We start from the raw sequence: 11,752 nt of genomic DNA, 5'->3' as shown, positions 1-11,752 counted from the left end.
TCGACGAGGCGATCCGGATGTCGAACAGCACCGACTACGCGCTGTCGTCGTCGGTGTGCACGAACCGCTTCGACCACATCACGCGCTTCATCACCGAGCTGGAAGTCGGCAGCGTGAACGTGCGCGAGGTGCCCGGCTATCGGCTCGAACTGACGCCGTTCGGCGGCGTGAAGGATTCGGGGCTCGGCTACAAGGAGGGCGTGCAGGAGGCGATGAAGAGCTTCACGAATACGAAGACGTATTCGCTGCCCTGGTAAGCGGTGTGTAAGACGCCCGCGCCGGCCTGGCGGCCGGTGCGGGCGTTATTCGATCGGCTCATATCGTTAGCCGATTTGCGTTTTTGCCGCGCCTCGACGCGTCGGTAGAATTCGCGGACCTCTCGAACGGCGTACGCATGCCGGCGGGATGATTCTCTCCAATCATTCGGGGTCCGCACCATGAAATTCCTCCGCTCTCTCCTGGTCGTCGCGCTGCTGCAGGCCACCGCGGCCACCAGTGCGCTGGCTGCCGACGACCTGTCGCAGATCAAGTCGGCCGGCGTGTTCCGCGTCGGCACCGAAGGCACCTACGCGCCGTTCACGTACCACGACGAGACGGGCAAGCTGACCGGCTTCGACGTCGACATCGCGACCGCGATCGCGCAGCGCCTCGGCGTGAAGCCGCAGTTCGTCGAAGGCAAATGGGACGGGCTGATCGCGGGCCTCGACGTGAACCGCTACGACGCGGTCGTCAACGAAGTGTCGATCACCGATGCGCGCAAGGCGAAATACGATTTCTCGACGCCGTACATCACGTCGCACGCGGTGCTGATCGTGCGCGCGGACAACACGACGATCCGCTCGTTCGACGATCTGAAGGGCAAGAAATCCGCGAACACGCTGACCAGCAATTTCGGCAAGCTCGCGGCCGCGCATGGCGCCGACGTGGTGCCCGTGCAGGGCTTCAACGAATCGATCGACCTGCTGACGTCGGGGCGCGTCGATGCGACGATCAACGATTCGCTGTCGTACCTCGATTTCCGCAAGCACAAGCCCGACGCGAAACTGAAGATCGCGGCGACCGACCAGACCGGCGCGGGCGACGCGTCCGGCGTGCTGCTGCGCAAGGGCAGCCCGGCGCTGGTGGCCGCGATCGACAAGGCGCTCGCGGACATCAAGGCGGACGGCACCTACGCGAAGATCTCGCAGAAGTACTTCGGCCGCGACGTGTCGCAGCCGTGACGCGAGGCTGAACGATGCCGGCCTGGCTGCACCTGATGGCGGAATCGCTGCGGCCCCTGCTCGTTGCAGGGCTCGTGTTCACGGTTCCGCTCACGCTCGCGTCGTTCGCGATCGGTTTATTGCTTGCGTTCGGCGTGGCGCTCACGCGGCTGTTCGGGCCGCGCTGGGCGCAGGCCGTCGTGCGGTTCTATATCTGGCTGTTTCGCGGCTCGCCGCTGCTCGTGCAACTGTTCGTGATCTTCTATGGATTGCCGAACGTCGGCATCGTGCTCGATCCGCTGACGGCCGCCGTGATCGGTTTCTCGCTGAACGTCGGCGCGTACAACGCGGAAGTGATTCGCGGCGTGATCGAATCGATGCCGAAAGGGCAGTGGGAGGCCGCGTACTCGATGTCGATGACGCGCGCGCAGGCGCTGCGCCGCGCGATCCTGCCGCAGGCCGCGCGCGTCGCGCTGCCCGCGCTGTCGAACTCGTTCATCTCGCTCGTGAAGGACACGTCGCTCGCGGCCGTGCTGACGGTGCCCGAGATCTTCCAGGCCGCGCAACGCATCGCGGCCGTGACCTACGAGCCGCTGATTCTCTATACCGAAGCCGCGCTGATCTATCTGCTGTTCAGCTCGGTGCTGTCCACGCTGCAACGTCGCCTCGAAACCCGCTTCGGCCGGCACGCGCTGTTCCACGCGGAGTTGCGATGATCCGCCTCGAACGCATCGACAAGTCGTTCGGCGCGCATCGCGTGCTGAGCGGAATCGACCTCGCGTTGCAGCCGGGCAGCGTGACCGCGCTGATCGGGCCGTCCGGCAGCGGCAAGAGCACGCTGCTGCGCTGCGTGAACCTGCTCGAAGTGCCGGAGGCGGGTGCGCTGGTCGTCGGTGACGCGCGCATCGACTTCGTGCCGGCGCGCCGGCCGTCGCGCGACGCGGTGTTCGCGGTGCGCAAGCAGACCGGCATGGTGTTCCAGAACTTCCAGTTGTTTCCGCACCTGAGCGTCGTGCAGAACGTGATGGAGGGGCTCGTGACCGTGCAGCGCTGGCCGCGCGAGCGGGCCCGGGAGCGCGCGCTCGCGCTGCTCGACAAGGTCGGCATCGCGGACAAGGCCGACGCATGGCCGGCCACGCTGTCGGGCGGCCAGCAGCAGCGCGTGGCGATCGCGCGGGCGCTCGCGCCGTCGCCGCAGGTGCTGCTGTGCGACGAGCCGACGTCGGCGCTCGATCCGGAGCTGTCCGTCGAAGTGGTCGAGGTGCTGCGCCAGCTCGCGCGTGAAGGCACGACGATGCTGATGGCCACGCACGACCTGCGCCTGGCCGCGTCGATCGCGCACGATGCGGTGTTTCTCGCCGATGGCCGCATCGTCGAAGCCGGCGCATCGCGCGACCTGTTCGGCCGGCCGCGCGACCCGCGCACCGCGAAGTTCGTCGCGACGCTCGCGCAAGGCGTGCCGGCGTTCTGACGCGACACGTAACACGCGCTTGGGTGATGCTCAGCCCGGCGCGTATCCGTCGAGCACCGCGGCGACGATCGCTTCGGGCGCATCTTCCTGAACCAGATGGCCCGCGTGCGGCACCCGGATCAGCTGGCCGTTCGCGATGCGATCGGCGAGCGCCTGCCCTTGCTCGAGCGGAATCCACGCGTCGTCCTCGCCCCACACGATGCGCACCGGAAAGTCCGGCGGCGCGTAGCGGGCCTCCGCTTCCTCGATGTAGCGCTGGCGCATCTGCGCGATCTGCCGATAGAACGCGGCCTGGCCGGCCGGCGTGAGCCACGGTGCACGGTAGATCGACAGCGCGTCGTCGCTCAGCGGGCGCGCGACCGCATTGCCGAGATAGGCCGACAGAAGCGCGTGATGCGCGTACGCGGGCAGGCCGGCGAACGCGGCTTCGTGCTGCGCGACGTGACGGACGAACGGCGAGCCTTGCGGCGCGATCGCGACCGGGTTCACCAGCGTGAGATCCGCATATGCGACGCCGTCGAGAAAGTGCGCGCGCAGTGCGGTTGCGCCGCCGTAGTCATGCGCGAGCACGCGCGGCCGCGCGAGTTTCCATTCATTCAGCAGCGCGCCGAACAGCCCGTTCTGGCGACCCAGCGACACGTCCGCGTCCGGCATGTCGGACTGCCCGTAGCCGAGCAGGTCGTAGAAATACACGCGATGGCGCCGCGCGAGCCACGGCGCGATCCGGCGCCATACCTGCGACGAAAACGGCGTGCCGTGCACCAGCACGAGCGGCGGCCCTTCGCCGAGCGTGCCCCATGCAATCCGGTGGCCTTCGAAATTGAAGCGGTTCGGGAGTTCGAGCATCGGCTTCTCCGTGCTAACCTGTTTTGGTTGTTAACAGGTTACGCCGGATTGTCCGGATGTGAAACCGAATAGGTGAAAATAAATGGTTACTCGATCCGACCCGGTGCAACCCCGGCACGAATGGCGCGCGGCCGATTTCGTCGGCGGCCATCCGGCGCTCGACTTCCTCAACACGGTGGCCGACACGGGCAAGACGCGCGCCGAGGACAAGCTCGTCGACTGGCCGGCCGTGCGCGCGTGGGCCGGGAAAGCGGGGGTGCCGGCGCCGGACGATCTGGCGCGGCTGCTACGTCATCCGCGGCAGGACGGCCCCGACGAACTCGCGGCGCTGCGCCGCTTTCGCGAAGACGCGTACGTCGCGATCGCACATCTGACGGCCGAAGGTGGCGGCAGCGCGGGCGCGCGCGCGGCGGAGCGGCTCGCGGTGGCGATCCGCGACGCGATCGGGCGCAGCGCATTCGATGCGGTCGGCGGCCGCTTCGCGTGGCGGCCCGATGCGCGGGCCGCGTCGCGCTGGGTCGATGCGATCGCGCTCGGTTTCGAAGATCTGATGCGCAGCGACGATTTCGCGCGGGTGCGGCAGTGCGGCCGGTGTACGTGGTTCTTCGTCGATCGCGGCCGCGGCGTCGGGCGACGGTGGTGCGACATGCGCACGTGCGGGAACCGCGCGAAGGTGGAGGCGTTCAGGGAGCGGTGACACGCGCGCTGCGGCGGTGGCCGCGCCGCGCGTGCGTCATTGAGCAGTGCCGTGGGGCCGATGGTCGGGCCATAGCGTCGCGGCGACGAACAGCCCGGCCGCCAGGAACGGCGCACCGATCGCGAACAGGATGGCCGTCAGGCCCCAGCGATCCCAGAAGCGGTCGACGAGCGCACGCTCGGGCGTGACGGGGTCGTACAGCACGTTGACCGCGTCGCCTTCGTGCAGGCCCGGGTGCGACGACGCCGAGCCCTGAGCGAACGTGATCAGCCGCCCGCTGTCGGTCGTGAACGCGACGACGGCCGAATACAGTGACGTGCGCGACCGTGACGACCGCCCGTTTTTCGCGATCTCGACCACATGGCCGGTCGAGCGCGCATAGTGATGGACGATCTGCCACTGACGCAGGCCGGCCGCGCCGGCGCCGGCGAGGAAGCCCGTGCCGATCGCGATCGGAATCAGCACGATCGCGACATCCCAGCGACGCCGTGCCGGCGTGTGCACGACGCGGCGCGGCGCCGGGTCCGATTGCCGGTGGCGACGCTCGCGGGCAATCAGCAGGCCGCCGATCGCGAACGACGCGACGGCGAGCAGCGCCGGCACGGCCGCCGGAAACCAGCGTTGCGTGAAATCGTCGATCAGCGCGGGGCGTTCGGGGTGATCGGGGTCGAGCAGGACGTCGACGTTTTCGCCGATGTCGTAGGCGGGGACCGTCGACGCGGTATTGCCGGCGACTTCGCGGCGCTGGCCGTCGTTCGCGAGGTACGCGACGATCGGCCGGTACGCGTGCATCGCGTCGCTGTCCTGGACGATGCGCACGACCGTCCCCGGCGCGCGGACCAGATTGCCCGGTTCCCGGCCGGCCGTGATGGCGAACACGCCGGCCAGCACGAACAGGACGACGCCGATCATCAGTGCGAGCAGCGCGTCCTTACCGGGCATGACGCGATCCGGTTCGTGCGCCGTGCGGAGTCGGGTGTGTCCGGATGCACAGCCCATCGCGACGGACGGGCCGATATCGGCGCAACCATGCCCTCTGAATGGTCGCGTCTCGTTCACATGCTTCCATGTCTGACGTCCCATGTTCTCTCAGTGCCGGCGGGCAAACGACGAACCCTGCGCCGGTCGTGTGATATTTGTCGGACGATTCTAGCGGAAACGATGGATGACGGGCGTGGGGTTGCGTACTGAGATTCGGGCAGATGGTGTGCGCGTCGGAATCGGGCGGCTCAAGGGACACATCGCACAAAACGAAACGGCGTGCTGCGGCAACGCGCCCTGGCGATTCTCTGCCATCAGGGGGGTAATGTGCCAGGGATTCCGGTTTGCGTTGCCGCCGGCTCGCGCATTGAGCCAAACCCGGATGTTCAATTGCACGTTATTTCGCCGCGGGGATGCGGATTCAGCGCCCGAGCCGGTAGGCGCCAACGGGCAGGCGCGCGATGCGGTCGATGCGTGGCGATCGAGCGCGGACTCGCGCGAGTGGGGCGGGACCCGGCCGTCGTCAGCCGGGAGCCGCGGCCTCAGTCGGTCGAGCCGCGTTCGGCGACCACGTAGATGCTCGAACACAGGTCGGGATACACGCGGCCGAGTTCATAGCAGCCGTCGATATACGCCCGCGAGATGATGCCAGCCTTGAGCGCTGCATCGATCTGGAAGTTGGCGAGGCCCTTGAAGATGATTCCGCCGTGGTCGACGATCTGCAGCTTGGCCGCACGCGCTTCGGCACGCAGTGTGTCGAGCGAATAGGTCTTGCGATGACCGTGCGCGGCTTCGGCCGGCGTTACTGCTGCCGCATGCTCGATCAAACCCATGTTGACCGCGATCTGTCGCGACGCGGCGTGCGCGTTCGGCGTGGCGAGGAATAGGCGGCCACGTTCGGTCAGCCAACCGCGGATGCGGCCCAGCACGTCGACGGCGTCGTCGAGATGCTCGAGCGTATGGATCAGGAAGATGTTGTCGTAGCCGTATGTCGGTTCGAACGTCTCGAACGTCGAGTGATGGAACTTGGCCTCGCCCCGCACCTTTTCCGAAGCGACCGCAATGCAGTCCGATGACGCCTCGACTACTTCGACAGACGCGAAACGGCGCAGGAGTCGTTGCGTGAAGTTTCCTTCGAAGCAGCCGAGTTCCAGCGCGTTGCCAGTCAAGTAGTACGGCGCAAAAGTCTTGAGCATGTATTCATGCATCAGATAGTCGAAATCGTATGCGTAACGATGCTCTGGATGGTCTTTCGCTTCCGCGTTGTAGTCTCTGGTCACGATGTCAGTCCTGTCCACGTTGGTAAAAGCGCTGCTCTACCGGGCGGTAATACTCGTCAAGGGAGGCTGGAGTCCGTGCGTTGAATCCGATTACCTGCCGCAGATAGTCGCTGCAGTCGGCGGCGTTGGCATAGCCGAACAGCCGCGGATAGTCGAGTTGCTGTTTGAAGAACGGGCAGGTGAAGGTCAATGTCAGTGCGCGCCTGGGAAACGCTGTCCGGTTCGTTCCCGCCGCGTGCCAGATGCGCGAGTCGAATAGCAGAACCGCGCCGCAGCGCCCGGTGATCGGGTCGGCATGCGCGCGGAAAGTGTCGTCGGCGGGTTTCTCCGGTTGATTTTGCGAACCGGACAGAATGAGGGTTGCGCCGTTTTCGACAGTGAAGTCGTCCAGCATGACGAGGGTATTGAGCATGAAGCGCTTCGCCGTCGAATGAAAGCGAATGTCGCGGTGCGTGTGATGCGCGTAAGTCGACAGATCCGTATCGTTGATGAACCCGCCGTACGAATTCAGGATGTACTTGCCGCCGAAAAATTCGATCAGCAGCGAGTCGAGTTTTTCGAAATTCGCGAGCAGATCGACGTAGCAAGGGGCATCCGCCAGCACATGGTGCGCGGTCCCATTGCAGTTGTCCATCAGGCCGTTGCGTATCCGGATCGCGTCGCGCCGCGCCAGCGACGGGACGAGCGCGGCGTTGAGCTCGTCGACCAGGGCGGGGGTGACGATGTCCGGCACGAGCGTCCACCCTTGGGTTTCGAGTTCAACCTGATGGCGGCTGGCAAACTGGTTCATGGGTGATTTCATTGCGATGGAGCGTGTTTCACCGCTTTGCCCCCGCTGTGTACGCATCGGCGATGAAGGTGCGCCTGGTTCGGGCAGATAGCGGCATCTGGCCAATTATCTGGGGAGATGCCGAGTCTCAAAGCGCGGAGATGAGGTGGAACACCACATCAGTTTGAGCAATTGGCGCATTTCATCGGCATAAGCACGGAAATCAGTGCGATTCCGATCCGTCGCGAGTCCAATCGATGAAAGACAAGGCTGTTGCCGGGGGGATTCGGCTGGTTGGAAGGAGCGCGTCGGCCAGATGTCTGCGGTTCAAGCCAAGGCAATCGACCCTCACCGGAACAAAGCAAAAAGCCCGGCCAGCTTGCGCTAACCGGGCTTCAAAATGCTTGGTGGGGCGTGAGTGACTCGAACACTCGACCTACGGATTAAGAGTCCGCTGCTCTACCAACTGAGCTAACGCCCCCAACAGAAGAAAGATTATGCCGGGGTTTTCAGGACATGGCAAGCCCTTTGTGCAAATTTCCTGAAAATATTTCGTCAAGACAACCGCGGCTGTCAGCGCGGTAACGAGCGATCGCAGTTTGCGCGCTCCCGGTATGATGACGCCACACGCGTTGCGCGGCGGTCGCGCAACGTTTTCTGGACATCCGAAGATGGACGAAAACGCAGTCCGCGAATTGCTGGATCGCCTGCTGGCCCCGTGGGTCCGCTCGCTGGGTCTGGTCCCCGTGTCGATCGGCGATGACAGCGTCACGCTGCGCCTGCCGTTTTCCGGCGAGTTCCGCCATTCGGGCGGCATCATCTGCGGCCAGGTGTTCACGGCGGCCGCCGACACCGCGATGGTGGTCGCGATCTCGTCCGCGCTCGGCGAATTCCGGCCGATGACGACGGTGTCGCTGAACACGAACTTCATGCGTCCCGTGCGCAAGGGCGACGTGCTCGTCACCGCGCGCGTGCTGCGGATGGGCCGCAACCTCGTGTTCGGCGAAGTCGAGCTGTTCGACGAGGACGGCAAGATGGCCGTTCACGCGACGTCGACCTACGCGCTCGTCAGCTGAGCGGCGCGATGTTCGACCAGATCGTATTCGCGGGCGGCGGCAATCGCTGCTGGTGGCAGGCCGGCTTCTGGGACGTCGCGCGGCCGGCCCTCGACCTGCGCCCGCGCGTGATCACCGGCATCTCGGCCGGCGCGGCCACCGCCTGCATGCTGTATACACGCGACGCCGCGTGGGTGATGCGCTATTACGAAGAAGCGCTGCGCCACAACCGGAAGAATGCGTACTGGGGCAACCTGTTCGGGCGCGAGCCCGTGTTTCCGCATTACCGGATCTATCGTCAGGCGCTGCTCGACATTTACGGCGAGCCGTTCGCGAAGCTCGCCACGGCGCCGGAGATCCGCATCGGCGTGTCCCACGTGCCGCGCTGGCTCGGCGCGCGCAGCGCCGTCGCGGCCGGCCTCGTCGCATACAACATCGAGAAGTACGTGCGCAAGACGCTGCACCCGACGCTCGGGCGCACGCTCGGTTTCCGGCCCGAATTCGTGCGGGCGCAGGCCTGCACGCAAGTCGACGAGCTCGCCGACCTGATCCTGCAGTCGTCCTGCACGCCGCCGTTCACGCCGGTGCTGCGGCGTGGCGGCCGGCCGGTGCTCGACGGCGGGATGGTCGACAACGTGCCGGTCGATGCGCTCGATCCGTCGCCGGGCGACGTGCTGGTGCTCGTCACCCGGCTGTACCCGCGTCCGCAGATGTTCACGGTCGCGCATGGCGACCAGCGGCGGCTGTACGTGCAGCCGTCGAGCAAGGTACCGATTTCTAGCTGGGACTACACGAGCCCGTCGCAGATGCGGCATGCGTACGATCTCGGACGGCGCGACGGCGAGCACTTCCTTGCGCGCGTCGGCGCGATGACGGGCGGCCGCGTGGCCGCCTGACGAGCGGGGAATGAAACGGTGGGGCCGCGCGGCGCGCGCGGCCCGTGCGATCAGCGCTTGCGGATCGGCGTCAGCGCTTCCGGGTTGGCGACGCTCGACATGTCGCCGTCGTCGAACGCGAGAATGTTGCGGAATGCGGCGCTGAAATACAGTTCGTAGCTTTCGCGTTCGACGTAGCCGATGTGCGGCGTGCAGATCACGTTTTCCATCCGCAGCAGGCTGTAGCCCTGCAGGATCGGCTCGCTTTCGAACACGTCGATCGCGACCATCCCCGGACGGTTGTGCGACAGCGCGTTGACGAGCGCGTTTTCCTCGAGCAGCTCGGCGCGGCTCGTGTTGACGAGCAGCGACGTCGGCTTCATCCGCATCAGGTCTTCCTGCTTCACGATGCCGCGCGTGTCGTCATGCAGGCGCAGGTGCAGCGACAGCACGTCGCTCTGCTCGAACAGCGCTTCGCGGCTGTCGGCGGCCGTGTAGCCGTCGGCGCGTGCGGCTTCGAGCGAATGCTCGCGGCCCCACACCAGCACGTTCATCCCGAACGCCTTGCCGTAACCGGCGACGAGCCGGCCGATCTTCCCGTAGCCCCAGATGCCGAGCGTCTGGCCGCGCAGCACCTGGCCGAGGCCGAAGTTCGGCGGCAGCGCCGACGTCTTCAGGCCCGACTGCTGCCACGCGCCTTGCTTCAGGTTCGCGACGTATTGCGGAATGCGGCGCTGGGCGGCCATCACGAGCGCCCAGGTCAGCTCGGCCGGCGCGACGGGCGAACCGGTGCCTTCGAGCACCGCGATGCCGCGGTCGGTACACGCGTCGAGATCGATGTGGCTCGACACGCGGCCGGTCTGGCTGATCATGCGCAGGTTCGGCAGCTTCGACAGCAGCTGCGAGGTAATCGGGGTCCGTTCACGAATCAGCACGAGCGCCTCGACTTCCGCCAGGCGGCTGGCGAGCTGTCCCAGGCCGCGCACCGTATTGTTGAAGACCTTTACGTCGTGGCCGGCGAGCATCTCGAAGCAGTTCAGCTTGCGGACGGCGTCCTGGTAGTCGTCGAGGATGGCAATTTTCATGGTGAACGGGGTGTCGCGCGTTGAAAGCGGCCGTGGCGGTGGCGCACGTTGCGCGCCCGTCCCGCCCGGCCGGGGCCGACATGATGCAACGTCGGCCGCCTTCGTGGTGTCTTTTTAACAGGTTGTTACGCTCCGCCGCAATCGGCGCCGGCCACACCCGGCGCCGCTCCTGCGCCGTGCGACGGGGTGCGCTGTTGTGTCGCATCAAATAGGTCCTTCCTGATTCGGCCACTTCCTCGACGAGGTTCACCCAATTGTTGCTCCAAGCAGAATAATTGGATCAACTATCCGCGGAAGGCGAGGATTTTTGACTATTTTTATCGTCAACCGGCCCCTTGTTGAGCAACTCTGCATCATTTCCGCTGTCGTAGGAGAATTACGCATTTGCTTCATCTTTTTGAAGTTGTAACAGCGGCAGGAGTCGTTTATGGATCATTTGCAGTCGATGCGCGTGTTCGTCAAGGTTGCAGATCTCGGCAGTTTCGCGCGGGCCGCGAGCGCAATGGATATCTCCAACGCGGTCGCGACGCGCCACGTCGCCGATCTGGAAGGCCGGCTCGGCACGCGTTTGCTTAACCGCACCACGCGCAGCCTCTCCCTGACGGAGTCGGGTCAGGTCTATCTGGAGCGTGCCCGCCAGATCCTCGACGAGCTCGAGGATGTCGAGCAGATGGTCGTCGCACGCAATCACGAGCCGGTCGGCACGCTGCGCATCGTTGCGCCGGTCGTGTTCGGCCTGCACAACCTCGCGCCCGTGCTGCAGTCGTACACGGAGAATTTCCCGAAGGTGGTGCCGGATCTCACGCTGGTCGACCGGCAGGTCGATCTCGTCGAGGAAGGCTTCGACGTCGGCATCGTCGTCACGCGCCAGATGCGCAGCGCGAGCATCGTCACGCGGCGCCTGACCACCGGCTGCATGACCGTGTGCGCGACGCCGAGCTATCTGGAGAAGCACGGCGTGCCGACGCATCCGGAACAGCTCGCCGAGCATCCGGCGCTGAGCCTGCCGACCGAATACTGGGGCGACGAGCGCGTGTTCACGGGGCCGGACGGCGAAGTGCGCGTGCGCCCGACCAACGTGATCGTCGCGAACAACACCGCGATGCTGCGCCAGTTCGCGTTGCTCGGGATGGGGGTCGCGATCCTGCCGAGCTACCTGATCGGCAGCGACATCGCGCGCGGCGCGCTCGTGCGGCTGCTGCCGGATTTCCGGCTGCCGCAGGTCGAGATCAACATTGCCTACCCGAGCCGGCGCCATCTGCCGGCGAAGGTGCGCACGTTCATCGACCATCTCGTCGAGCATTTCAGCCATTCGACCGACGCGATGATGGGCGAACAGTGGGCCGCGCAGGGCGCGACGCTGCCGCCGATCGGCGTCGAGATGCGTGCCGAGCAGCCCGAATCGACCGATCCGAACCTGCAGCCGCGTCTGGCGCGTTCGCCGCGCACGCGCGTGGCGGTGCCGTCGCCGCTGTAACGGCTCGGCGGCCCAGG

At 65.9% G+C, this 11,752-nt stretch carries 13 protein-coding genes and 1 tRNA gene; 8 read left to right on the top strand and 6 right to left on the bottom strand.

Going from position 1 to position 11,752, the window contains the following annotated elements; genetic code table 11:
* The 4 genes from H0X90_RS28725 to H0X90_RS28710 form a co-directional block, all read left to right on the top strand.
* A partial coding sequence (locus tag H0X90_RS28725; RefSeq protein WP_141717139.1) for an aldehyde dehydrogenase family protein occupies positions 1 to 257 on the top strand: 257 nt, incomplete at its 5' end.
* 180 nt (positions 258 to 437) lie between these two features.
* A complete protein-coding gene (locus tag H0X90_RS28720) occupies positions 438 to 1,220 on the top strand; it encodes an amino acid ABC transporter substrate-binding protein (protein WP_006485790.1) in 783 nt (260 codons plus the stop codon).
* Positions 1,221 to 1,234: 14 nt separating this feature from the next.
* A complete protein-coding gene (locus tag H0X90_RS28715; protein ID WP_077190223.1) occupies positions 1,235 to 1,915 on the top strand; it encodes an amino acid ABC transporter permease in 681 nt (226 codons plus the stop codon).
* Positions 1,912 to 2,670, top strand: coding sequence for an amino acid ABC transporter ATP-binding protein (locus H0X90_RS28710; RefSeq protein ID WP_006485792.1), 759 nt, complete (start codon positions 1,912 to 1,914; stop codon positions 2,668 to 2,670). The genes H0X90_RS28715 and H0X90_RS28710 overlap by 4 nt, the downstream gene beginning before the upstream one ends.
* A 30-nt stretch (positions 2,671 to 2,700) precedes the next feature.
* Here H0X90_RS28710 and H0X90_RS28705 read toward each other — a convergent pair whose 3' ends face one another.
* Positions 2,701 to 3,516 (bottom strand): alpha/beta fold hydrolase, encoded by an 816-nt coding sequence (locus H0X90_RS28705; protein ID WP_077190224.1) that lies wholly within the window; start codon positions 3,514 to 3,516, stop codon positions 2,701 to 2,703.
* 82 nt (positions 3,517 to 3,598) lie between these two features.
* On the opposite strand from H0X90_RS28705, the gene H0X90_RS28700 reads away from it, so the two are divergent.
* Positions 3,599 to 4,213: a CGNR zinc finger domain-containing protein gene (locus H0X90_RS28700; protein WP_077190225.1), complete on the top strand. Its 615-nt coding sequence runs from the start codon at positions 3,599 to 3,601 to the stop codon at positions 4,211 to 4,213.
* Between the two features lie 36 nt (positions 4,214 to 4,249).
* Here H0X90_RS28700 and H0X90_RS28695 read toward each other — a convergent pair whose 3' ends face one another.
* The 4 genes from H0X90_RS28695 to H0X90_RS28680 all read right to left on the bottom strand — a co-directional run bounded on the left by H0X90_RS28695 (position 4,250) and on the right by H0X90_RS28680 (position 7,724).
* Positions 4,250 to 5,296: a DUF3592 domain-containing protein gene (locus H0X90_RS28695; RefSeq protein ID WP_077190226.1), complete on the bottom strand. Its 1,047-nt coding sequence runs from the start codon at positions 5,294 to 5,296 to the stop codon at positions 4,250 to 4,252.
* A gap of 440 nt (positions 5,297 to 5,736) precedes the next feature.
* Positions 5,737 to 6,474: a bifunctional 2-polyprenyl-6-hydroxyphenol methylase/3-demethylubiquinol 3-O-methyltransferase UbiG gene (locus tag H0X90_RS28690; protein WP_034201215.1), complete on the bottom strand. Its 738-nt coding sequence runs from the start codon at positions 6,472 to 6,474 to the stop codon at positions 5,737 to 5,739.
* Positions 6,475 to 6,478: 4 nt separating this feature from the next.
* On the bottom strand, positions 6,479 to 7,264 hold the full coding sequence (locus tag H0X90_RS28685) for a phytanoyl-CoA dioxygenase family protein (RefSeq protein WP_034201216.1): 786 nt from the start codon (positions 7,262 to 7,264) through the stop codon (positions 6,479 to 6,481).
* 384 nt (positions 7,265 to 7,648) lie between these two features.
* A tRNA-Lys gene (locus H0X90_RS28680) sits at positions 7,649 to 7,724 on the bottom strand.
* A gap of 190 nt (positions 7,725 to 7,914) precedes the next feature.
* On the opposite strand from H0X90_RS28680, the gene H0X90_RS28675 reads away from it, so the two are divergent.
* Complete coding sequence (locus H0X90_RS28675) at positions 7,915 to 8,319, top strand: PaaI family thioesterase (protein ID WP_034201217.1); 405 nt, start codon at positions 7,915 to 7,917, stop codon at positions 8,317 to 8,319.
* A gap of 8 nt (positions 8,320 to 8,327) precedes the next feature.
* Positions 8,328 to 9,194, top strand: a complete 867-nt coding sequence (locus H0X90_RS28670) for a patatin-like phospholipase family protein (protein ID WP_006491411.1) — start codon at positions 8,328 to 8,330, stop codon at positions 9,192 to 9,194.
* Positions 9,195 to 9,244: 50 nt separating this feature from the next.
* Here H0X90_RS28670 and H0X90_RS28665 read toward each other — a convergent pair whose 3' ends face one another.
* Positions 9,245 to 10,258, bottom strand: coding sequence for a D-2-hydroxyacid dehydrogenase family protein (locus H0X90_RS28665; protein ID WP_006485779.1), 1,014 nt, complete (start codon positions 10,256 to 10,258; stop codon positions 9,245 to 9,247).
* Between the two features lie 427 nt (positions 10,259 to 10,685).
* Between H0X90_RS28665 and H0X90_RS28660 the strand changes: the two genes are divergently transcribed.
* Positions 10,686 to 11,735 (top strand): LysR family transcriptional regulator, encoded by a 1,050-nt coding sequence (locus H0X90_RS28660; RefSeq protein WP_006485796.1) that lies wholly within the window; start codon positions 10,686 to 10,688, stop codon positions 11,733 to 11,735.
* Positions 11,736 to 11,752 lie beyond the last annotated feature (17 nt).

Origin of the sequence: Burkholderia sp. 9775_39 (genome assembly GCF_015712225.1) — a bacterium.
Classification (GTDB): Bacteria; Pseudomonadota; Gammaproteobacteria; order Burkholderiales; family Burkholderiaceae; genus Burkholderia; species Burkholderia cenocepacia.
This window is presented reverse-complemented; position numbering and strand designations above follow the sequence as displayed.

Excerpts from the sequence above, each read along its gene's own strand:
- H0X90_RS28720 (WP_006485790.1), top strand. The coding sequence starts at position 438 with ATGAAATTCCTCCGCTCTCTCCTGGTCGTCGCGCTGCTGCAGGCCACC.
- H0X90_RS28715 (WP_077190223.1), top strand. The coding sequence starts at position 1,235 with ATGCCGGCCTGGCTGCACCTGATGGCGGAATCGCTGCGGCCCCTGCTC.
- H0X90_RS28710 (WP_006485792.1), top strand. The coding sequence starts at position 1,912 with ATGATCCGCCTCGAACGCATCGACAAGTCGTTCGGCGCGCATCGCGTG.
- H0X90_RS28705 (WP_077190224.1), bottom strand. The coding sequence starts at position 3,516 with ATGCTCGAACTCCCGAACCGCTTCAATTTCGAAGGCCACCGGATTGCA.
- H0X90_RS28700 (WP_077190225.1), top strand. The coding sequence starts at position 3,599 with ATGGTTACTCGATCCGACCCGGTGCAACCCCGGCACGAATGGCGCGCG.
- H0X90_RS28695 (WP_077190226.1), bottom strand. The coding sequence starts at position 5,296 with ATGGGACGTCAGACATGGAAGCATGTGAACGAGACGCGACCATTCAGA.
- H0X90_RS28685 (WP_034201216.1), bottom strand. The coding sequence starts at position 7,264 with ATGAACCAGTTTGCCAGCCGCCATCAGGTTGAACTCGAAACCCAAGGG.
- H0X90_RS28675 (WP_034201217.1), top strand. The coding sequence starts at position 7,915 with ATGGACGAAAACGCAGTCCGCGAATTGCTGGATCGCCTGCTGGCCCCG.
- H0X90_RS28670 (WP_006491411.1), top strand. The coding sequence starts at position 8,328 with ATGTTCGACCAGATCGTATTCGCGGGCGGCGGCAATCGCTGCTGGTGG.
- H0X90_RS28665 (WP_006485779.1), bottom strand. The coding sequence starts at position 10,258 with ATGAAAATTGCCATCCTCGACGACTACCAGGACGCCGTCCGCAAGCTG.
- H0X90_RS28660 (WP_006485796.1), top strand. The coding sequence starts at position 10,686 with ATGGATCATTTGCAGTCGATGCGCGTGTTCGTCAAGGTTGCAGATCTC.